Origin of the sequence: Thalassolituus sp. (assembly GCF_034111725.1) — a bacterium.
Taxonomy (GTDB): domain Bacteria; phylum Pseudomonadota; class Gammaproteobacteria; order Pseudomonadales; family Oceanobacteraceae; genus Thalassolituus.
Map to the genome: position 1 here is coordinate 1 of NZ_JAWUWR010000053.1, position 20,604 is coordinate 20,604.

Consider the following 20,604-nt stretch of genomic DNA (forward strand, 5'->3'; position numbering starts at 1 on the left):
CCGACATCTCCAAAGGAGGAAATAATTCCTGACAATAACGCGTAACCGCTTGACCACAATCCCATAAAGTAGGTTGGGTCACTGCAGCCAGACCAGCCATCCCATGATGAGTCGCCGTCATTAAGTGACCCATTGCCAAACCTAGGTATGGCATATCGAGTCTCTTCACGGCTTGATCTACTAGAGCGAGACACTGCTTGGTACTAATAAAGCGCCCTTCCTCTATTGGTCGGTGCTCAATATTTGCATTTTGAAAGAATCGCTTTTCATCAATTCCAAGTATGGCTTCTAGTGTCTCGTCCGGTGTCTGCACAGTCAACTTAGCACGATTCATCAGCCAGTTAGCGTCAGGTTTCAATGTACGACGGAGATCAAAGTACGTCTGAATGTGCCCAAGAGGAATACATTCACTACTAGTATCCATATGACAACCTAGTTATTTTTATAATTATTAATGTAACGATGGTAGCAAGATCGAATCCCACCGTTCTTTGGCGTGAATTTTGGCCCTAAATAATGAGCAAAAGATATGGCATTTAAAGCCACATAGAAAAAAAGTTAAAAAATAGATTTTCTACAACTGTTTAATCTAAGAAGAACGAGCCTGTTTATTCCAATATTTTAGATAAATATTGTCATTGTTAGTATATGAATTCGGGGGGCTTTAACAGAGCAGGTAAACATGCCTCTGTAAAAACCCGTTTAATACAAACACGTCTTACCCTCCATTAGACTTAAGTAGAGTAAAAGCCCACTCGCTATTCGGAATTGGTCAGTAGACTAGCCAAAGCTTTATCGCTCAGCTGCACCAAATCTATAAACTCCGCGAGTAAGGCTGAGCATTCGACTGCGGCAGTATCGGCAGTATCGGCAGTATCGGCAGTATCGGCAGTATCGGCAGTATCGTCTTCAGCGATCAATTTAAACTGAGCCTCTATCTCGTACGCACGTCGAGCAAGACGGATAGCCCCCATTGTTCCTGCCGCACCTTTTAAAGTATGTAGAGCTTTAGTGCTTTCATGCCATTGCTTACTCTGCCAACAGAAAGCAATATCCTCGATGATTTTTTGCATTTCCGTCAAAAACATACTCTGCATTTTTTTAAATAAATTTCTATTGTTATTAAATCTACGCAGAAGGCTTATTTCATCCTCAATCAACTCCCCAAAGGCATCCTCCAGCGGCTGTTGTTTATCTTCAGCGAAATTTCCGCTCAGCACAGATAATATAGTATTTACTAGCTCTTCAAGATCGACTGGTTTACTCACGTGCCCGTTCATTCCAACCGTAGTACAAGCATCACGATCCTCTAATGACACATTAGCCGTCATTGCGACAATCGGTAAGTTACTCCAGCGACTATCAGCACGAATTCTTCGTGTTGCTTCTAGGCCGTCAATATCTGGCATTTGTATATCCATAAGGACGACATCATACGCGCAAGCCTCCGCCATGACTTTATCAACGCCTTCAATACCACCGCTCGCCAGATCCACGCTTGCGCCTTCACTAGTTAAAAGTTCATAAGCAATTTCACGATTAATAATATTATCTTCAACCACTAAAAAGGACATACCGAATAAGCGTGACTGCCGCTCTTTGGTTTCAATAATAATTTGGTCTTTTTTATGCAATACACGGCCTACCGATTCAGCCAATTGTAATGGCGTAATAGGTTTGCTTAAAAACTCACTATAAACTGGTACATCACAAGCTAACTCAGTAGTAACCGATGACGGTCCGTAAGCACTGATTATAATAATTTTTGGAGCATCTTCGTTCAACAAGTTGGTAACCGACTGCGCAATCTCATAGCCATTCATATCTGGCAACTGTAAATCCATAAGAACAACGTCGTAAGGCTCCTTTCTCTCATGTGCGTCGGCAATCATTTTTAAAGCCATTTTCCCACTGTATGCCACATCTACCTGCCACCCCAACTCCATTCCATTGCGTTGAAATAACTCAGCAGTCAACTGATTGTCTTCAACAACCAGCACTCGTCTATCGACAATTCGTATGTCATCCGTATCAATGGCGGGAACTACTGGCAAATTCAGATCAAACCAAAATATACTCCCCTCGCCCAGCTCACTCTCAAGGTTCAGAGTTGCCCCCATCAATCCCGTTAACCGCTTACAAATAACCAAACCAAGACCAGTACCGCCAAAACGCCTACTAGTGGAAACCTCTGCTTGCGTAAATCCATCAAAAATATGAGCTTGGTTTTCCTTTGATATACCAATACCGGTGTCTTCAACCGATATACGTAAACTAATATCCTTTTTATTTTCACTGATCTTATGAACGCGAACAATTACGTGACCTGTCGAGGTAAATTTAAGTGCATTACCCGATAAATTAATCAAAACTTGCTGCAACCGATTACTATCACCTAACAGTTGTTGCGGTAGAGTAAGATCTAGGTCATATAGCACCTCTACCGATTTATCGCCTAGATTTCCTGAGAGGACGACAGCGAGATTGCGAAACACCTCATCCAGATTAAAAGGTTGCAAATCAAGCTGAAGTTTACCCGCTTCAATTTTTGAGTAATCAAGAACATCATTGAGCAAGCTAAGTAATGATCTTGCAGCACTTTTAGCTTTGGAAATATAATCACGCTGCCTCTCATCTAAGCTCGTATTGGCCACCAATTGAAGCATTCCCAAGACCGCATTCATTGGCGTACGAATTTCGTGACTCATATTGGCTAAAAAGTTAGATTTTGCTGCGCTCGCTTCGTCTGCTTTTTCTTTGGCGTTACGAAGAATAGATTCTTGATGTATTTGCTCAGTAATATCTTGGTTAATCCCTGTTATTCGAACAACATTATCACTCTTATCAAACTCAATATCAGCTGCGGCTTTAATACTCCGTTCAGAACCATCTGGCAGTATAATACGAAATACTATATCGTAATCGGCGCGACGTTCTAGGGCGGCATTCAACGCTTCTTCAGTGCGAACTTTGTCATCAGGATGAACTCGCGTAATCCAATGCTCGTACATTACGCCTGTTTGTTTTAATTCCAGTGGTTGCTGATACATCGCGAACATCCAATCATTCCATTCCAGAAAATCACTTCCTGGCTCCCATGACCACACACCTAACTCAGCCACATCAGCGGCCATGGCAAGTTGATTCATGGCAAATGCTAATGCTTCATGTTGCTTATTCTGTTCACTAATATCGACCGCCATACCGAGATAGCCGCTAATAGCACCGTGGATGTCTCGAATAACCGTTACCGACAAGTTAACCAATAACGTACTACCATCCTTACGGTGATAGGTCCACTCACGACGCTCCAGCCCTTCATTGTCTGGTATAAGGGTAAATAATTTAAATCCTTCTATTTTCTGCTGATATTGGTTGGATAATTCTTTTGCTCTTTGTTCCAACTCGCTAGGACTATGAAAGATGGCTGGACTTTGAATTCCCACCATCTCTTCTGCTTTATAGCCCAGCATTTCTTCTGCACCCTTGTTAAATAAGATCACAGTGCCATTAGTATCGGTAGCAATAATCGAAATAGCCGATGCTGAATCTAGAACACTTTTTAGTAGAGTATTGACTGTACGCACTTCTAGCGTGCGCTCCTCAACTTGACGTTCTAGATTACTATTTAGCTTTATAATTTCAGCTTGAATTGCCTTCTGCGGAGATATATCGCGAATGGTTTCAGATAAACCAACCACCGTACTTTTTGCATTACGCATAACCGCGATAGAAATGGAAACATCCATTAACTGGCCATTGGCTCCAATACGCTGACTTTCAATTAATGGAAAAGGTTGCTTTTCAGTAATCGCCTCTTCATATAATAACTTCTCTACTCGCCAAATATCACTAGGAACAATAAGATCAGCTAATGAGTTCCCCTTGGCTTCATCTGCTGAAATACCAAACATCCTCTCAGCTGCACTATTCCAGCTAAAAACCTTGCCATCAATACCTTGGCTAATAATTGCGTCAGTGGAACTTTCAACGATACAGGCCAAACGCGCCTGTTGAGCAAAGAACTCTGCTCGACGTTGTCGATTGTTTATAAATAGTGCAAACACAGTACTAATTAAAAAGCTGAGCAGACTACCAAGAATAAATACCTGCTCTTTTGAAATAATATTTAAGGATTCAACAAAAGCAGGATAAGCACCAAACTTGAATTGCCAAGTTCGACCAAAGACTTCGCGCTCTATTTGGTATTCAGAAACCAAATCACCTTTGGATAGATCACGATTGTCGAAAAATTGAGTCTCCTTTTCAGGCTTCGTGACATCTTTAATTTCAGCGGCGAAATAGTCTGGGCGCAATCGTAAGTTAGTTAATACCTCTTCAATAATTAGAGGTGCATAACTCCAGCCGAAACCTAATCGTTCGCGTTCCTCAACAGTGATAGGTGTGCCCGCATTTTTATAGATAGGCAACATAATCAAAAAAGACTGCAATGGCTTACCTGTTGCCTGAACCAAAGTAATTGGTCCCGTTAACCGCACCTCTCCCGTTCTTAGCGACAACAAAGCAGCCTCGCGGCGATTATCTTCAGAGGCAATATCCAACCCAACCGCGGCTTTATTAGCCCCCACTGGCTCAATATACTGAATAACAAAGCGCTCACCATCGTGTGGAGTTAACTGGCGAACATTAAAGTTAGGCCAGTTGTCCAGTGCCGCCTGTTTCACAAAATCCGTTTCATCAGCAACTGGAACTCTGCGAATAAACCCAAATCCACGCGCACCAGGAAACTCTGAGTATAGATCCCGAGTCTCACTGTATCGTTCAATTAACTCACGGTTCAAATTACTTTGAGCCGTCGCAACCGTGCCACGCAATCCACGTAAACCGTATTGGTACAATTCCACTCGATTGTAAATCTGCTGAATGAGTTCCTGAGACTGAATAGCCAACATACGGTCTACATGTTCATGATTCGAACGTTCGAAACGAACTGACAACCCATAGCTGATTAATAGACCAATAGTTAACGATATAATTGTCGAAAACCAAAGTTGACTGCGTCTGCGGTTCCCTATTGCCATAAGGCTACCAAACCTACTTGTAACTTTTTAAAATATAGTAAGAAGTCTAGCTTCTAGGGTCGAAATAAACAGTTTTGCCGACGATATAGTTTCTGAAAGACCTAAGGGATGAAGCATCACTAAATACTAGGTGCAAAAATATCTGTTAATCAACTGAGTCTTTAAATACAGGCGGATAGGCTTAAATCACGCGAATGTCAGTCCTAAAAGCTCACAAGGAAGCGAACATCAACAAGTCATGATTAAGGGATAGCGATTGGGGGATGACAAATCAAACAGACACAAAAAAGCCCCGTACGACGGGGCTTTTTCTTAAATATTGGCGGTGAGAGAGGGATTCGAACCCTCGATAGGGATAAACCTATACACACTTTCCAGGCGTGCTCCTTCAGCCACTCGGACACCTCACCAATTTCTAAAACCACGCATAAAAAGCGCAATTCAGAGGTCGCGTACTATACGCAGGCACTAACGAAGCGTCAACACACTTTGCCTAGTCGTTTGTTTTTACAAGAGTTTCGTCATTCCACTCGCTAACAAAGTCGGTAGATAGCATCACCGGCGGTTGTTTGAGTGTGCAATTGACGTGGCCTATATAAACGAATCCAGTGATGACATCGTCAGTGGTTAATCCCAATGCTTGACGAACACCTTCGCTATGCACCATATCGCCGGTACGCCATATCGCGCCGAGTCCTAGCGCCCACGCTGCTGTCAGCATGTTTTGTATACCAGCGCCGGTTGATAGTAATAGCTCATCCCGAGGTACTTTAGGGTGATTTTGAACCCTAGTTATGGCAACCACCACCAGTGGCGCACGCAGCAGCATCCCTCTGAGCTTGTGTTGGCGTTCATCTGAAAGCCCCTCCCAATCCGGTGTTGATTGTAAGAAGATATCTCCTAGGGTCGATCTCGCATCCCCACTAATCGTGAGATATCGGCTAGGTCTCAGCCAAGCGTGGTCTGGAGCCCGCAAGGCTGCCTGAAATAATGTCTCTTTTTGCGCCATCGTGATATCAGGCCCCGTCAATTGAGGGACGGAAACTCGTTCAGTAATTGCCTTTATTGCGTCCATTTTTTGACCTTATGTTTAGTTATTCATTTGGCGCATAATACCCAACATGGTTCATGACATTCCAGACAAGCTATTGCTGCGCCCTTAATTTAACGGTATATACTTAGATCTAAGACTAAGTCACTAGAAGTGATGAGGTTTGACCCAACATAATAATAACAATCTAGGATGTGAGCATGGCTAGTCCACAAGACCTCTCTCATTTCTCCGAGACGACCTTGCCAAGACAGGACTACGTAGCTCGCATATTTGGCTACGGAGTCGCTGCATTAGCTATGTTTGCGGCCATTCATTATGGCTACTACGGTGAGCAAATGATGATTGTCCCTGTCATTGCGCTAACCTACCCGCACCTCATTTATATACTAAGCCGCCCTTTCCGTCGTCGTCGCGCCTATATTACACGCCAATTCCTTATACACGGCGACGCTCTCTGGTGTGGCTTGTTCCTCGGCTATATTAACTTCCCGTTGGAGCTGGTTGTACTTTTTCTGATCATGATCAACACCAGCTTCATTGTTGTAGGTAGCTTCACTGCTTGGGCTTTTTGTATTGTGTCGCTTGTGTCAGGTGCGGCGGTTGCCTACCTAGTATTTGGATACACCTCAATGCCTCAATTGCCAACCGAGGTGTTTTTAATTACCGCAACCGGTGTGGGCGTGCATTTAGCCTTAACCGCTTACAATAGTTATCGCCAAGCACGAGACCTAATTCGCTTGAAATTGAAGTTTCAAGGCCAAGTTGAACGTTTCCAAGCACTCTCGCATCAAGTATCTAAATACGTTGCCCCGCAAGTATGGGAATCGATATTTTCAGGACGCCGACAAGCTCGCCTAGAAACACAACGCAAAAAATTAGTCGTATTTTTCTCTGATATCGTCGGTTTTTCCGCCTTGTCAGAACAAATGGAGGCTGAGGCCTTTACCGACTTGCTCAATACCTATCTAACCGATATGTCGCAAATCGCGCTGAAATACGGCGGCACCATCGATAAATTTATTGGTGACGGCATCATGATTTTCTTTGGTGATCCTAAGACCAAGGGGACCAAACGCGATGCATTAGCGTGTGTTTCTATGGCCATTGAAATGCGCCGCCATATGGATAAACTCCGGCAACGTTGGACGGAGCATGGGCTAACAGCGCCCTTACAGATCCGTATGGGTATCAGTACTGGCTATTGCACAGTTGGCAACTTTGGTACGGAAAGCCGCATGGATTACACCATCATAGGTAAAGAAGTTAATCTAGCCAGCCGCCTAGAGACCGAAGCTGAAGCCGGTGAAATTTTAATATCTCAAGACACCTACGGTTTAGTCCGTGACCGAATTGCATGTAGAGCTCGCTCCAATGCTATTGTCAAAGGTTTTCGCGACCCTATACCCACCTTCCAAGTTGTCGATTATCGCCAAGATAATGGTTCCGACAATAGCTATGTTAACCACGATATCGAAGGCTTCGCCCTACACATGGAAGCGGATAAAATTCGTGAAGAAGATAAAGACAAGGTCGCTGATGCTTTAGAAAAGGCGGCAAGAAAACTACGAGGTAAGTGCGTCGCCTGACGCACTTACTGGTCGCTCTAGCAGACCCCAATTACTGCCTAAACAGCCGGAAATTCTCCGCTTTTGCATCCGTCATAGAACTGCGAAATGGATTAATATCTAGCCCACCACGTCGGACATAACGCGCATAAACCGTTAGCGCTTCCGGCTTACAACGCACTGAAATATCCCTAAAGTTGCGCTCGACACACTGCTCATGAAAATGTTGGTGCTGACGCAAGGATACTAAGTACTGCAGCAGGCCAGCTTCGTCGATCCTTGGCCCACGATAGTAAACGAAGATACTGCCCCAATCAGGCTGCCCCGTAACAGGACAATTCGACTTCAACAAATGACTGCATAGCCAACCGTCGTATACTTCATCCTCATCAGCACACAAAAATTCAGGATCGAGTTCATAACTGGTTACTTCGATATCAATATCATCTAAGCATTTCGAGTCTGGCGCTGCCGGAAATTGTGTATCAAAGCCATGGAAGATAACGTCTACAAATGTCCCTTCAACCACACCTGCCGCAGCAGATAAGTCGGCAACCATAAGCGCCCTTACGGCATCGACGCTATCAAAGCGCGACTGATTGAAGGAATTCAGATAGAGCTTGAATGACTTAGACTCAATCAAATAACGGCTAGTCGCTGGAATCCGAAACTCCGCCGTGCAAACCAAAGGCTTGCCCTTGGGATTCAACCAAGAAATCTCATAACCGTTCCAAATATCAACGCCGAAGAAGGCAATTTGATTACGATCTAATCCTTGTGCTTTCCAGCTTTCATCACGCTCTATGGGAAAGAGCACACTGGGATCATAGGTATCGCAATAAGCCGAAACCTGCCCAAGTGGATTATTATCACTGTGAACTGATGCCATAAAAATACTCTCCGACTACTGTCGCATTCCTACGCCGCGCTGCAATAACCAAACACTATACGCGGCTAAAATAACGATAAAGAAAATCAACATACCAAATGCAAATACAACACTGACATCAGATACCCCCATTACGCCGTAACGGAAGGTATTCACCATGTACAAAATTGGATTTAACTTTGATACCCCCTGCCAAAACTCAGGCAGAAGATTAATGGAATAAAATACACCGCCTAAATAGGTCAGTGGCGTAATAATAAAGGTAGGAATAATGGAAATGTCATCAAACTTAGTAGCGAAAACGCCGTTAATAAAACCACCGAGTGAGAACAAGATAGCCGATAGCAGTATGACACTCACTACGATCCAAATATTATGGATTTTCAGGTCAGTAAAATACAACGACAGAAGCGTTACGATAGCGCCAACAAGAACTCCGCGCACGACACCACCGCCAAGATACCCTAAAAGAATAGTGACCGGGTGAACAGGAGCAACCATCATTTCTTCGACACTGCGTTGAAACTTATTACTAAAAACCGACGACGACACATTGCCATACGCGTTAGTAATAACACTCATCATGATTAAACCAGGAACAATGAAGGACATATAATCTACGCCGCCCATTTCACCGATTCGCGAACCGATCAAAGTACCAAAAATCACGAAGTAGAGTGTCATCGTAATGGCTGGCGGCAATAAGGTTTGCTGCCAGATACGCATAAATCGACGAACTTCCTTCACTAGAATGGTATTGAAGGCTACCCATTGTACGCGCATTAAACTCATGCGTTATCTCCCTGCACTAAGCCGACAAATAGCTCTTCTAAACGGTTTGACTTGGTCCTCATACTACGAACTTCAGCCCCCTGTTCGGTTAGCAAAGCAAAAATTTGATTAATGCTTTGCCCCTTTTCAACCGTAACTTCAATGCTTTCTAAACTGGTAATATTCGTTTCAAAACCTGGCAAGCTAAAAGAATCAGCAACCGGAGATATCAAGTCGAAGACGAAGGTTTCGGTCTTAAGTTGACTCAGTAGTTCGCGAGTGCTCATGCACTTAACAATATGGCCCTTGTTGATAATGGCGATGTTACGGCACAACTGCTCCGCTTCCTCCAAGTAATGGGTCGTCAGAATAATGGTCGTTCCGCTTTTATTCAGCTCTTGCATGAAAGCCCACATTGAACGGCGTAGTTCGATATCGACCCCCGCGGTTGGCTCGTCCAGAATCAAGACTTTGGGGCCATGCACCAAAGCACGAGCAATCATCAAACGACGCTTCATCCCCCCAGAAAGCATTCTTGACGGCTGATCACGCTTATCCCACAGGTCAAGCTGACGTAACAACTTCTCAGTGCTCGCCGCCGCCTCTTTGCGAGTCATACCGAAGTACCCCGCTTGAGTAACGACAATGTCGTACACTTTTTCAAACTGGTTAAAATTGAATTCTTGCGGCACGACACCCAAATGACGCTTGGCATCAAATGCCTGCTTGGATACATCAAAGCCCATAATAGATGCCGAACCAGATGTTTTCTGTATCAGACTCGATACAATACCCAAGGTGGTTGACTTACCCGCACCGTTTGGTCCCAGCAAAGCAAAGAAATCGCCTTGCTGTACTGTGAGGTTTATACCTTTTAAGGCTTCAAAGCCGTTGCCATATACTTTAGCGAGGCCTTCCACCATTAATGCCGGAACCATACCTATAACCTTATGAGAGATCGAATGAGCGAACGTCTGGACTATCACTTAGGGCTACTTAAAAACACCCAAACTCGTCTGCTAAATGCGAGCAAGCAGGACAGCACAGCAATTTCGGAAGAGATTCTACAGCAATTGCAGCTCGTTATTGACCAGCTGGTGCAACAAACTGGTTCAGGCTATGAATCAGGTCATGATCTGTTAGCCAATATCGCAACACACCACCCGCAACTAATGCCCGCTATCGACCGCGACTTACTATGGTTCTTCGGTGGCGATTGCCTGCATTTTCTCGCAGATGACGAAATTAATCGTTTTCAACGGCTAGAAGACATGGCAGCGGAAGCTGAAAGCGAAGGAAAAACGTTCGACTACCAAGCAGCGCACGGCGCACTCCGATAACAGTCGTCAATTTAGAGCGCCCAGACTGGCGCTCCAGCTCTCGACCCTAGGTCGGGAATTGCTTGCATAAAAAAACCCCAGTACTTTCGCACTGGGGTTTTTGAATTTGGAGCGGGAAAGGAGATCGATCGGACTGGCGCTCCAGCTCTCGACCCTAGGTCGGGAATTGCTTGCATAAAAAAACCCCAGTACTTTCGCACTGGGGTTTTTGAATTTGGAGCGGGAAAGGAGATTCGAACTCCCGACCCCAACCTTGGCAAGGTTGTGCTCTACCAACTGAGCTATTCCCGCTTATTACCTAACGCTTCTGCCTGGTGTATACCGAACCTTTAAAAGATTGGTATCCCCAAGGGGATTCGAACCCCTGTTACCGCCGTGAAAGGGCGGTGTCCTAGGCCTCTAGACGATGGGGACATCGCGTTAAGTGCTGCGCATTCTAGCGCTTTGTTGTTGATTTGCAAGCGTTTTTTCTTACTTTTTCAACAACATCTTGATCAAACGTCTGGCGTAATACCAACAAAAATATTTGGAGCGGGAAAGGAGATTCTAACTCCCGACCCCAACCTTGCCAAGGTTGTGCTCTACCAACTGAGCTATTCCCGCAAAACGTTTTTGATGGTATCCCCAAGGGGATTCGAACCCCTGTTACCGCCGTGAAAGGGCGGTGTCCTAGGCCTCTAGACGATGGGGACGTCTTAATCAAAGAGCGCGCATTCTATTTTCGTATCGGCTAGTCGTCAAGCCCTGCAATGTAAAATTTTCGGTCTACACTGATTTTAGACGTTCTGTTTAATGCTCTTGGTTATGTTTCAGTCAGAGCGAACACAGCAGGTGAACCTCAATCAGACCCAAAGGCACAGGAATACAACGTCATGAGCACCAGTTTGCTAATCGCCATCGCCATCATCACGGCTTGCGCAGCGCTTGCTGCTTTAACCTTCAGTCGATGGCTAGAACAGCGCCGCTTAGAACGTTTAAGACAAGCAGTGCTGCACAGCGATAACATGAATAAGGCCTGTCTCTATGGTGAAGAACTCAGCAAATGGCTAAGTCCAGAGACACTGCAATTCATTGCTCAAGTCATTCTGTATCATCAAGAACAAATCCAAGTACTCGGAATTCCACCCAATGCTCGCACAAATCGAGCAGCGTCTATGGCAGAAGAATGGCAGAACAACCCTCGTCCTCCGCTCAATTATCCAATGCCAAAAGACCTTAAAAAAGCACAGGCTTTGCGGCAATCGGTTGTATCTCTGCTGGAACTCGTGAAAGAAGCCTACGGACAACAAATTGTCGATACAAATATCGCACGCCAAGTGATTAAAGAGGGACGCATGCTAAACACGCGTATTTGCATTGGCGTTTACCAAGCCCGCGCGCAGAATGCGCTCAAACAAAGCAGCCCCAATCAAGCGATTCATTTTTTGAAGCGTGCAGAAGACGCACTTCGAGCCCTAGGGGAACTCCCGCACGATCTACAGGAGTTAATGAATGCACTGTCAGGAGAGATAACCAACTTAGAGCAGCAGCGCTACGACACGCATACAAGCTCTCGTTTATCAGAAGAAACAGAAGAATTGGCGGAAGCTGATGAGGCTTGGAAAAAGAAAAACTACGATTGATTTTTTGCTTTCTGCCAACGTTTTATCCAACCCCAAAGATGATTCCTAAGGGATGCGGCTTCATCAATAGAAGCACCCGCTCGACACATCAAGTTACTCGGCACCGTTGAAGCCAGCTCACGCAATGACATTCCCTGCTCTGTTAAGCGCACAAGTACGATACGTTCATCGTTGTCCGATCGCTTGCGAACAATTGAACCGAAGGTCTCCATGCGTTTTAGTAGCGGCGTAACCGTACCCGTATCTAGCATCAATTCATCGCAAACATCCCCCACTTTCAGCCATTGCTGATTATTCTCCATGGCCTCCCACAGCACCAACATAACTAAGTACTGGGGATACGTCAGGCCAAGCACCTTTAATAATGGATGATAGGCTTGGGTAATTTGTCGCGCCACAGTATAGGCCGCAAAGCAGGTTTGATTGGACAAGTACAATTGAGGGTACTTTTTAATCGACATTATGCTTGTGCCAATTCGGTCTCGACATCAGTCAATAACTCTTCTGGCTTAGTGGTTGGTGCATAGCGGCGCACAACTTCACCTTGACGATTAACTAAAAACTTAGTGAAATTCCACTTAATCGCTTTCGTGCCCATTAAGCCCGGAGCGGCCTTTTTAAGCGCTTGATACAAAGGCGCAGCGCCGTCACCATTAACCTCAATTTTGCTAAACATAGGAAAAGAAACACCGTAATTCTTTTGGCAAAAGGCTCCAATTTCGACCTCACTTCCCTGCTCTTGCTTGCCGAACTGGTTACATGGAAAACCAAGAATGACCAAGCCTTTGTCTTTATAAGCGTTGTACATACTTTCCAGACCTTCGTATTGATACGTAAAACCACATTTACTTGCGGTATTCACAACCAATACAACCTTGCCAGCGTATTCTGACAAATCCTGCTCAGTGCCGTTTAGTAAGGGCATCGTGTGATTTAAAACGGTCATTTCAATTTACTCCAAATTATTGCGCAACTTCGGCTGCATTTATATTGCATGAAACTATATTGCATACAATATACTTTAACAACCAAGAATAGCTTTCTGAATTCAGGCCATTTCTCTCAGGTGCCTATTCTTTGGTTGACGCTTTATCGAAGGTTAACGAAGCTGAGTTAATACAATACCTCAATCCAGTAGGTGCAGGCCCATCGGTGAATACATGACCAAGATGAGCATCGCAATGCTTGCAAGTTACCTCAGTGCGAACCATAAAATGACTCGTATCGGCACGTTCCTCAATCACATCAGTGGTAGCGGGAGCGCTAAAGCTGGGCCAGCCACAACCTGAATCAAATTTACTGTCCGATAAAAATAAAGGCTCACCGCAACATACACAGCGATAGATGCCTTCATCTTTACTATCATAGTACTGCCCAGTGAATGGTCTCTCAGTTCCAGCCTCGCGAGTAACGCGATAGGATTCAGGAGATAATGTCTTACGCCATTCTTCGGCTGTTTTAACAAACTTTTTCATAGGTATTCCCACTTTCGAAGCGCACGGGGTCGGAGTATGATGCCTCCTTTTCTTTTCGATGCAACACAGGCAGATCGAGTTCCATGCAGGAAATATTAAAATCCAACAAACTGGCTAACGTTTTCTACGACCTACGTGGACCTGTATTACAGGCGGCCAAGCGCATGGAAGAAGAAGGTCATCGGATTCTGAAGCTTAACATTGGCAATCCAAAACCGTTCGGACTCGACGCGCCAGAAGAGATCATTCAGGACGTTATTTATAACCTTCCTGACTCTGAGGGTTACTGTGACTCAAAAGGCTTATTCTCAGCGCGTAAAGCCATCATGCAGTACGCTCAGCAAAAGCATATTGCCAACGTCACTATTGAAGACATCATCATAGGCAATGGCGTTAGCGAATTGATCGTGATGTGCATGCAGGGATTGCTTAATAATGGCGATGAAGTTTTAGTACCTGCGCCAGACTACCCACTGTGGACAGGCGCTATCAGCCTAGCTGGTGGACGCGCGGTACACTACATCTGTGACGAGCAATCAGGCTGGTATCCAGACCTTGATGATATGCGCAGCAAGATCACCGATAAAACGCGCGCTATGGTGTTGATCAATCCGAACAACCCTACAGGTGCAGTTTATCCTGATGCTTTATTGCTTGAGATGCTGGAAATCGCACGCGAACACAACCTCATCGTTTTCTCAGACGAGATTTACGATAAGATATTGTTCGATGGTGCAACGCATACCTCAACCGGCGCCCTTGCCGACGATTTATTGATAATTACCTTCAACGGATTATCAAAAAATTATCGCTTAGCAGGATTCCGCTCTGGCTGGATGATTATCAGCGGTGCTAAGCACAAGGCTAAAGACTACATCGAAGGCTTGGAAATGCTGGCGAGCATGCGCTTATGTGCCAACGTTCCCGCGCAACACGCAATTCAAACGGCTCTTGGTGGCTATCAGAGCATTGATGACTTAGTTGCCCCCACTGGTCGTATTTGTCAGCAGCGCGACATCGCTTATGACATGCTCAACGATATTCCTGGCATTAGCTGTGTTAAGCCAAAAGGAGCACTGTACTGCTTCCCGAAAATGGACGCCAAACGCTTTAACATTCGCAATGACGAGCGCATGGTATTGGACTTACTCGAACAACAAAAAATCTTGATTGTTCATGGTACGGCCTTTAACTGGCCAGCCCCCGATCACTTCCGCGTTGTGTTCTTACCACGCCCGGAAGATCTGACCAATGCGTTAAGTAAAACCAAGAATTTCTTCGAAACCTATCAGCAGCTGTAACAGGCTGCGGATAAGTATGCTAGACGTTCATATCGACGAGTTTTTTAACGATTGCGCGGTAGCCCTACTTATGGGGCTGCAGTCTTTTCCTGCGGCAAAAACACTGTTTGTAGAAGATATCGCCGGCCCGGATGAAATGGATGAGTTTGGACTTCATAGCGCCAGACACATCGCTGCACTTGGTGCCCTGTGCTGGCTCAAAGATGAAGGCTTCGTTCGTTTTGGTGCAATGGACCGGCAGGAGTCTGTCGATAATTTTGTGCTTACAAGCAAAGCGTTTTCACGTTTACTGGCTCTTGAGCCAATAGCAAACCAACCCGTATTTCAAATACTAGAGAGTGCTCGCATGGAACAAGATTCCACGCGAGTGAGCTATCTATTAAGAACGCATCTAATTAAAGAGTTGTAGCCAAATGGCTACTTAGTGCGGACATCAAAACCCGCTGCGGTTAAGGCGTCCATCAGATCATGAGCTCGCGCCGGAACGCCTACTCGCAAGGTCGGTGTATCACGACGCAGTGGATACTCTTTACGCAGGCGATCAAATGTCTCAGGTAAATTCTTAGATCGACGCATCGCAGAACGCAGCACGCCATCATCAACACGAATCTCATACGCGGCTCGAATAGCCGTACGCAAAGCTTGATGTACTGGTGCTTGCTCAGTGAAGTTAACGCGTTTGATTCCGGGTTCTGGTAAAAACTGCGCCAATTTACGACGAATAGGCAAACCGAAAAATTCGCAAACACCGTGATATACAACCTCGGTACCACGCATTTTGCCATCCAACGAGTAGCCTGCAATATGGGGAGTACCCAACCAACAATAATCCAGCAGCTCAGTATTTATGTCAGGTTCACCTTCCCAAACATCCAATATTGCAGAAAAGTCATCATTTGCTTTCAAATGCTCTAACAAGGCCGCATTATCGACAACCGCTCCGCGTGCAGCGTTAATCAAACAGGCATCCGGTTTCATCTTGGCGAGGGTTTCAGCGTTCAGCATGTGCCAAGTAGGATGGTCACCGCTTTTCGTCATGGGCGTATGGAATGTCACCACATCAGCACTGAGGGCTTCTTCAAAGGAGGATAAGACCCCCACTTCTTCCGGATCTTTAAATGGATCAACGCCAATCACCTCAACGTCCATCTCTTCTAGCCTATTGCGCAACAGCAATCCAACATTGCCCAGCCCAACAACACCAACTGATAATTCAGTAAAGGCAATACCGCGGCTATCAACAAGAACGCTGAGTGCACTCAATACATAATCAACAACCGCTTGCGCATTGCAGCCCGGCGCACTACGAAAGCCAATTCCTGCTTTTTCTAAATAATCGAGATCAATATGATCTGTACCAATCGTCGCAGTGCCCACGAACTTTACTTTACTGCCTGCCAACAACTGCTCATTGACCTGAGTAACGGAACGAACGATAAGGATATCGGCATCCGCCACATCAGCAGCCGTCATAGTTCTGCCTGGCACTCGAAGGATCTCTCCAAATTCTGAGAAAAACTGATCAAGTAACGGGATGTTTTCGTCGGCAACGATTTGCACTGGGTAACACTCTATTCAGTAAGGAATCGGCATTGTGGCAATAGCTCGCGTCAAACACAATGATCACGAGCTAAAGCATCATTAGGCAACGCGAGTAATCGTTACCGCAACACCATTAAGCGCAGCATTTCCGGTCAACTCATCCAAATAATGATCATCGGTCAAGCGATTAGCATTCACCCCACCCGCTTGTCGCGCTTGAGCTAATTGCACGCCATCTTCATCGTGCCCCCAACCGTGTGGCAAACTCACAACCCCCAACATCATGGATTCACAGGGTTCAGCTTGCACTGTGAGTGTCGCCACCCTCGACGTGACCTCAACGATATCGCCCTCAGCAATACCTAAACGCTCAGCATCCACAGGATTGAGCAATAAACGATCACGCCTTGGCCCTTTGATTAAACGACGGCTGTTATGCAACCAAGAGTTGTTACTGCGCACGTGACGGCGACCAATTAACAATGAATCGTCACTTTGTGGCGCTAACAAGGCTGTACGCAACCGCTGAAGCTCATCGACAAAAACCTTAGGCGTTAGCGATAACTTCTTGTTTTTAGTAAATAAACGATTCGGCATAGAAGGCTCTAACGCACCAAGATCTAAACCCTCTGGCGTTTCAATCAACGTTTTTAATGCCAACTGATACGGTCCACGTTTAAGCAAGGCTTTAAGAATACCCACTGGCTTGAGCCAGTTCATAACCGCGTAGGTCAGTGAGGTTTGCAGTCGAGTCTTTAACGAACCACGATTCAAACGCTTAGCCAAACCTAACAAGATTTCCCAATCTTCTTTGCTGCCCTTTGGTTTATCGAACAAGGCAGGCGCATATTTCGCCACATTACGCACCGCAAACGTATTGAAAATCAGATCGTAGTGATCACGCTCTAATGGGCCGCAAGGCGGAAGAATCAGATCCGCGTGGCGCGTAGTTTCATTAATGAAATAGTCTATCGACACCATGAAATCGAGAGATTCAAAGGCACGGTTAAGCTGATCACTGTTCGGTGTTGAGATAATCGGATTACCTGCGACCGTCAACATGCCGCGTATCTGCCCCTCACCTGAAGTAAGAATTTCTTCCGCCATTACAGCGACAGGAAATTCTCCGCCAAATTCAGGTAATTTACGAACCCGGCTGCGATATTTATCAAAATGTCCGCGTCCACCGCGAGCCGCCAAAATGGCGGGCAAATCAATCGCAGGCTTAGTAAACATAACACCACCAGGACGATCAAAATTGCCGCTAACAATGTTCAGCACGCTCACCAGCCACTGACACAAACCGCCATATTGCTGCACCGAAAGACCCATTCTGGCATAGCAAACAGCCGATGGGGCTGCCAACCACTGCTTCGCTAACTGACGAATATTACTTTCATCAATGCCGGTCGCCTTGGCGGCGATATCGGGAGTGAATCCTTCGCATAAACTTGCAAGATCAATACTCTCAACATAGTCCGGTAACGTTGGCAATTCATCGCGTTGTTCGTTGGTCCAAATATTCAAAATCGCCAACAACAAGACCAGATCTTGCCCTGGACGAATAAACCAGTGCTCATCCGCTACTTTGGCTGTTTCGGTGCGACGCGGATCAATCACCAACACCCTACCACCGCGTTTTTGTATGGCGCGGATACGCCCCCGATAATCTGGCGCTGTCATCAGGCTACCGTTCGACGCCAACGGATTCGCACCCATAATGATCATGAAGTCGGTTCGATCGATATCCGGAATGGGCAACAAAAGTTGATGGCCAAGCATGTGCAAGCTCGCCATATGATGCGGAAGCTGATCTACGGAGGTAGCAGAAAACTTATTTTTTGAACCCAAAGCCCTGAGCAACAAAGGTCCAAACAACAAATTGCCATAGTTATGAACGTTCGGATTACCTAGATAAGAACCAATTGCATCTTTGCCATGCTTAGCTTGAATCTCAGCAAAACGTTTGGCGGCAATGTCCAGCGCCTGATTCCAGCCGATAGGCTGCCAACCTGACTCTGTTTTCAACATTGGCGTCGTTACCCTGTCTGGATCTTCATGCAGATCTTGCAGCGCCGTCGCCTTAGGGCAGATATAACCTCGGCTAAACGGATCATCTTTATCGCCCTTAATTGACAGTATCTCTTCCGTTGCAGGATTAAACTCAATTTCAATGCCGCAGGTGGCCTCGCACAGGCTGCAGGTGCGTTTATGCGTCTGAATAGTCATGCTGTTGTCCTAGCTGCTGATCGCCGGCAGAGACCGGGATTATTGTATTTCCTGACTATACAGGCTACTCAATGGCTCGGAACAGGCCATTTATGCCAAATTCCGGACAACAAAATTCAGGACAGCCAGGGCGTACCATAAAAGGCGCAACTAAGCCGTACTTCCCCCGCTAATACACGCCCAAAGATAGCAAAAAGAAACAGCAGAAATAAACAGCAGAAAGCCCCTGATGATCATGTCTGCCGCAGTCGAATGCTCTGATAAACCGGAGAAATATTAGACCTGACACTCATAATTTTTATGAATGATGCATATCAGGGGGACTAATGCGCCTGACGCCATTATTGCTGTATACTGCATGCTATCTTAAAAAAGGTAGATCCCTACATAGGCTGATCGTCTGTTCAGGAAACTACCTTCTTACTTAATGGTACTTAGTCAGAACGAAATACAATCCCTCGTTACTGACTAAAGTGCCCATACGTTGCTACTGAGGCTTTGAGAGGGTCGCTAATGAGTCTGTATTCAGAATATCTGGAAGAAATTGAGGTTCGTAAAAAGGAACTGGGTTTACACCCAAAACCAATCGATAGCGCAGAACTGCTGTCTGAAATCATTGCCCAGATCAAAGATACCGGCAATGCAGAGCGCGAAGCCTCTCTGAACTTCTTCATCTACAACACTCTGCCAGGCACCACGCCTGCCGCTGGTGTTAAAGCTAAGTTCCTGAAAGACATCGTAACCGGTGCAGAAACCGTTGCTGAAATCTCTCCGGAGTTCGCGTTAGAGCAACTATCTCACATGAAAGGCGGTCCTTCTGTTGAAGCGCTGCTCGACATAGCTCTTTCTGACGACGCTAACAACGCCGCTGCCGGCGAAGTTCTGAAGTCTCAGGTATTCCTGTACGAAGCCGATTACGATCGCCTGAGCGAAGCGTATAAGGCTGGCAATGCCGTCGCTAAAGACATTCTGGAAAGCTACGCCAAAGCGGAGTTCTTCACCAAGCTAGACGACATTCCAGAGAAAGTTAAGGTCATCACTTACATTGCTGCTGAAGGTGATATCTCTACTGACTTACTGTCTCCGGGTAACCAGTCTCACTCCCGTGCCGACCGTGAACTGCACGGCCTGTGCATGATCTCTCCTGCCGCTCAGCAAGAAATCAAGAAGATGGGTGAAGAAAACCCAGACGCTAAAGTGATGCTGATCGCTGAGAAAGGCACCATGGGCGTAGGTTCTTCCCGTATGTCCGGTGTGAACAACGTGGCACTGTGGGCCGGTGAAAAAACCTCTCCATACATCCCGTTCATCAACAACCGTCCGGTCGTTGCAGGTACTAACGGTATCGCGCCTATCTTCCTAACGACTGTTGGTGTAACCGGCGGTATTGGTCTTGACCTTAAAAACTGGGTTAAGAAAACCGACGCAAACGGCGAAATCGTACGTGACGCAAACGGCGATCCAGTATTAGAAGAAGCATTCTCTGTAGCCACTGGTACTGTATTAACCATCGATACTAAAGCTAAAAAGCTTTACAACGGCGACAAAGAACTTGTAGACGTTTCTTCTGCTTTCACCCCACAAAAAGTGGAATTCATGAAAGCCGGCGGTTCTTACGCGGTAACCTTCGGTAAGAAACTGCAAACCTTCGCGGCTGAAACTCTGGGCATTGAAGCACCGGTTGTTTACGCCTCATCTAAAGAAATCTCTCACGAAGGCCAGGGCCTGACTGCGGTTGAAAAAATCTTCAACCGTAACGCGGTAGGCGTTAAGT

At 45.8% G+C, this 20,604-nt stretch carries 16 protein-coding genes, 5 tRNA genes and 1 pseudogene; 6 read left to right on the forward strand and 16 right to left on the reverse strand.

Features of this window, described 5'->3' with window-relative positions; translation table 11 throughout:
* The 4 genes from UXZ23_RS08915 to UXZ23_RS08930 form a co-directional block, all read right to left on the reverse strand.
* On the reverse strand, positions 1–424 hold a 424-nt coding region (locus UXZ23_RS08915), incomplete at its 3' end, for an AraC family transcriptional regulator ligand-binding domain-containing protein (protein ID WP_320820249.1).
* Between the two features lie 334 nt (positions 425–758).
* Positions 759–4,913, reverse strand: coding sequence for a CHASE domain-containing protein (locus UXZ23_RS08920; protein WP_320820250.1), 4,155 nt, complete (start codon positions 4,911–4,913; stop codon positions 759–761).
* Between the two features lie 449 nt (positions 4,914–5,362).
* Positions 5,363–5,452 (reverse strand) — tRNA-Ser (locus UXZ23_RS08925).
* An 83-nt stretch (positions 5,453–5,535) separates the two neighbouring features.
* Positions 5,536–6,117 carry a nitroreductase gene (locus UXZ23_RS08930; RefSeq protein WP_320820251.1) on the reverse strand — a complete coding sequence of 194 codons (582 nt, stop codon included), beginning with the start codon at positions 6,115–6,117 and terminating at the stop codon, positions 5,536–5,538.
* Between the two features lie 176 nt (positions 6,118–6,293).
* On the opposite strand from UXZ23_RS08930, the gene UXZ23_RS08935 reads away from it, so the two are divergent.
* Entirely contained in the window at positions 6,294–7,682 is a 1,389-nt protein-coding gene (locus UXZ23_RS08935) for an adenylate/guanylate cyclase domain-containing protein (protein WP_320820252.1), read from the forward strand.
* 31 nt (positions 7,683–7,713) lie between these two features.
* Here UXZ23_RS08935 and queF read toward each other — a convergent pair whose 3' ends face one another.
* The 3 genes from queF to UXZ23_RS08950 are packed head-to-tail and all read right to left on the reverse strand — an operon-like array spanning position 7,714 to position 10,259.
* Positions 7,714–8,550 carry an NADPH-dependent 7-cyano-7-deazaguanine reductase QueF gene (gene queF / locus UXZ23_RS08940; RefSeq protein ID WP_320820253.1) on the reverse strand — a complete coding sequence of 279 codons (837 nt, stop codon included), beginning with the start codon at positions 8,548–8,550 and terminating at the stop codon, positions 7,714–7,716.
* A gap of 15 nt (positions 8,551–8,565) precedes the next feature.
* Positions 8,566–9,342 (reverse strand): ABC transporter permease, encoded by a 777-nt coding sequence (locus UXZ23_RS08945; RefSeq protein WP_320820254.1) that lies wholly within the window; start codon positions 9,340–9,342, stop codon positions 8,566–8,568.
* Entirely contained in the window at positions 9,339–10,259 is a 921-nt protein-coding gene (locus UXZ23_RS08950; protein ID WP_320820255.1) for an ABC transporter ATP-binding protein, read from the reverse strand. The genes UXZ23_RS08945 and UXZ23_RS08950 overlap by 4 nt, the downstream gene beginning before the upstream one ends.
* Positions 10,260–10,283: 24 nt before the next feature.
* Between UXZ23_RS08950 and UXZ23_RS08955 the strand changes: the two genes are divergently transcribed.
* Positions 10,284–10,661 (forward strand): PA2817 family protein, encoded by a 378-nt coding sequence (locus UXZ23_RS08955; protein WP_320820256.1) that lies wholly within the window; start codon positions 10,284–10,286, stop codon positions 10,659–10,661.
* A gap of 215 nt (positions 10,662–10,876) precedes the next feature.
* Here UXZ23_RS08955 and UXZ23_RS08960 read toward each other — a convergent pair.
* The 4 genes from UXZ23_RS08960 to UXZ23_RS08975 form a co-directional block, all read right to left on the reverse strand.
* Positions 10,877–10,952 (reverse strand) — tRNA-Gly (locus tag UXZ23_RS08960).
* A gap of 47 nt (positions 10,953–10,999) precedes the next feature.
* Positions 11,000–11,075 (reverse strand) — tRNA-Glu (locus UXZ23_RS08965).
* A gap of 113 nt (positions 11,076–11,188) precedes the next feature.
* A tRNA-Ala gene (locus UXZ23_RS08970) sits at positions 11,189–11,264 on the reverse strand.
* A 13-nt stretch (positions 11,265–11,277) separates the two neighbouring features.
* Positions 11,278–11,353: transfer RNA gene (locus UXZ23_RS08975), tRNA-Glu, on the reverse strand.
* Positions 11,354–11,533: 180 nt separating this feature from the next.
* Between UXZ23_RS08975 and UXZ23_RS08980 the strand changes: the two genes are divergently transcribed.
* Positions 11,534–12,283, forward strand: a complete 750-nt coding sequence (locus tag UXZ23_RS08980; RefSeq protein ID WP_320820257.1) for a hypothetical protein — start codon at positions 11,534–11,536, stop codon at positions 12,281–12,283.
* On the opposite strand, the gene UXZ23_RS08985 is transcribed toward UXZ23_RS08980, so the two are convergent.
* The 3 genes from UXZ23_RS08985 to msrB all read right to left on the reverse strand — a co-directional run bounded on the left by UXZ23_RS08985 (position 12,274) and on the right by msrB (position 13,758).
* Complete coding sequence (locus UXZ23_RS08985) at positions 12,274–12,744, reverse strand: MarR family winged helix-turn-helix transcriptional regulator (RefSeq protein WP_320820258.1); 471 nt, start codon at positions 12,742–12,744, stop codon at positions 12,274–12,276. The genes UXZ23_RS08980 and UXZ23_RS08985 overlap by 10 nt on opposite strands.
* Positions 12,744–13,229, reverse strand: coding sequence for a glutathione peroxidase (locus UXZ23_RS08990; RefSeq protein WP_320820259.1), 486 nt, complete (start codon positions 13,227–13,229; stop codon positions 12,744–12,746). Before UXZ23_RS08990 ends, UXZ23_RS08985 begins: the two co-directional genes overlap by 1 nt.
* A gap of 124 nt (positions 13,230–13,353) precedes the next feature.
* Positions 13,354–13,758, reverse strand: coding sequence for a peptide-methionine (R)-S-oxide reductase MsrB (gene msrB / locus UXZ23_RS08995; RefSeq protein WP_320820260.1), 405 nt, complete (start codon positions 13,756–13,758; stop codon positions 13,354–13,356).
* Between the two features lie 83 nt (positions 13,759–13,841).
* Here msrB and UXZ23_RS09000 point away from each other — a divergent pair, with 83 nt between their 5' ends.
* Together UXZ23_RS09000 and UXZ23_RS09005 are read left to right on the forward strand one after the other, a co-directional pair.
* Positions 13,842–15,059 (forward strand): pyridoxal phosphate-dependent aminotransferase, encoded by a 1,218-nt coding sequence (locus tag UXZ23_RS09000; RefSeq protein WP_320820261.1) that lies wholly within the window; start codon positions 13,842–13,844, stop codon positions 15,057–15,059.
* 16 nt (positions 15,060–15,075) lie between these two features.
* A complete protein-coding gene (locus UXZ23_RS09005) occupies positions 15,076–15,468 on the forward strand; it encodes a hypothetical protein (RefSeq protein WP_320820262.1) in 393 nt (130 codons plus the stop codon).
* 8 nt (positions 15,469–15,476) lie between these two features.
* Here the strand turns inward: UXZ23_RS09005 and pdxB are convergent, their stop codons facing one another.
* Positions 15,477–16,619: a 4-phosphoerythronate dehydrogenase PdxB gene (gene pdxB / locus UXZ23_RS09010; RefSeq protein WP_320820263.1), complete on the reverse strand. Its 1,143-nt coding sequence runs from the start codon at positions 16,617–16,619 to the stop codon at positions 15,477–15,479.
* An 81-nt stretch (positions 16,620–16,700) separates the two neighbouring features.
* Entirely contained in the window at positions 16,701–18,830 is a 2,130-nt protein-coding gene (locus UXZ23_RS09015) for a molybdopterin-dependent oxidoreductase (RefSeq protein ID WP_320820264.1), read from the reverse strand.
* A gap of 513 nt (positions 18,831–19,343) precedes the next feature.
* Here UXZ23_RS09015 and UXZ23_RS09020 point away from each other — a divergent pair.
* Positions 19,344–20,604 (forward strand): annotated as a pseudogene (locus UXZ23_RS09020) (bifunctional aconitate hydratase 2/2-methylisocitrate dehydratase); the annotation flags it as partial.

Excerpts from the sequence above, each read along its gene's own strand:
- msrB (WP_320820260.1), bottom strand. The coding sequence starts at position 13,758 with ATGAAAAAGTTTGTTAAAACAGCCGAAGAATGGCGTAAGACATTATCT.
- UXZ23_RS08985 (WP_320820258.1), bottom strand. The coding sequence starts at position 12,744 with ATGTCGATTAAAAAGTACCCTCAATTGTACTTGTCCAATCAAACCTGC.
- UXZ23_RS08920 (WP_320820250.1), bottom strand. The coding sequence starts at position 4,913 with ATGTTGGCTATTCAGTCTCAGGAACTCATTCAGCAGATTTACAATCGA.
- UXZ23_RS09005 (WP_320820262.1), top strand. The coding sequence starts at position 15,076 with ATGCTAGACGTTCATATCGACGAGTTTTTTAACGATTGCGCGGTAGCC.
- UXZ23_RS08930 (WP_320820251.1), bottom strand. The coding sequence starts at position 6,117 with ATGGACGCAATAAAGGCAATTACTGAACGAGTTTCCGTCCCTCAATTG.
- UXZ23_RS08950 (WP_320820255.1), bottom strand. The coding sequence starts at position 10,259 with ATGGTTCCGGCATTAATGGTGGAAGGCCTCGCTAAAGTATATGGCAAC.
- UXZ23_RS09000 (WP_320820261.1), top strand. The coding sequence starts at position 13,842 with ATGCAGGAAATATTAAAATCCAACAAACTGGCTAACGTTTTCTACGAC.
- UXZ23_RS09015 (WP_320820264.1), bottom strand. The coding sequence starts at position 18,830 with ATGACTATTCAGACGCATAAACGCACCTGCAGCCTGTGCGAGGCCACC.
- UXZ23_RS08935 (WP_320820252.1), top strand. The coding sequence starts at position 6,294 with ATGGCTAGTCCACAAGACCTCTCTCATTTCTCCGAGACGACCTTGCCA.
- UXZ23_RS08955 (WP_320820256.1), top strand. The coding sequence starts at position 10,284 with ATGAGCGAACGTCTGGACTATCACTTAGGGCTACTTAAAAACACCCAA.
- queF (WP_320820253.1), bottom strand. The coding sequence starts at position 8,550 with ATGGCATCAGTTCACAGTGATAATAATCCACTTGGGCAGGTTTCGGCT.
- UXZ23_RS08990 (WP_320820259.1), bottom strand. The coding sequence starts at position 13,229 with ATGACCGTTTTAAATCACACGATGCCCTTACTAAACGGCACTGAGCAG.
- UXZ23_RS08980 (WP_320820257.1), top strand. The coding sequence starts at position 11,534 with ATGAGCACCAGTTTGCTAATCGCCATCGCCATCATCACGGCTTGCGCA.
- UXZ23_RS08945 (WP_320820254.1), bottom strand. The coding sequence starts at position 9,342 with ATGAGTTTAATGCGCGTACAATGGGTAGCCTTCAATACCATTCTAGTG.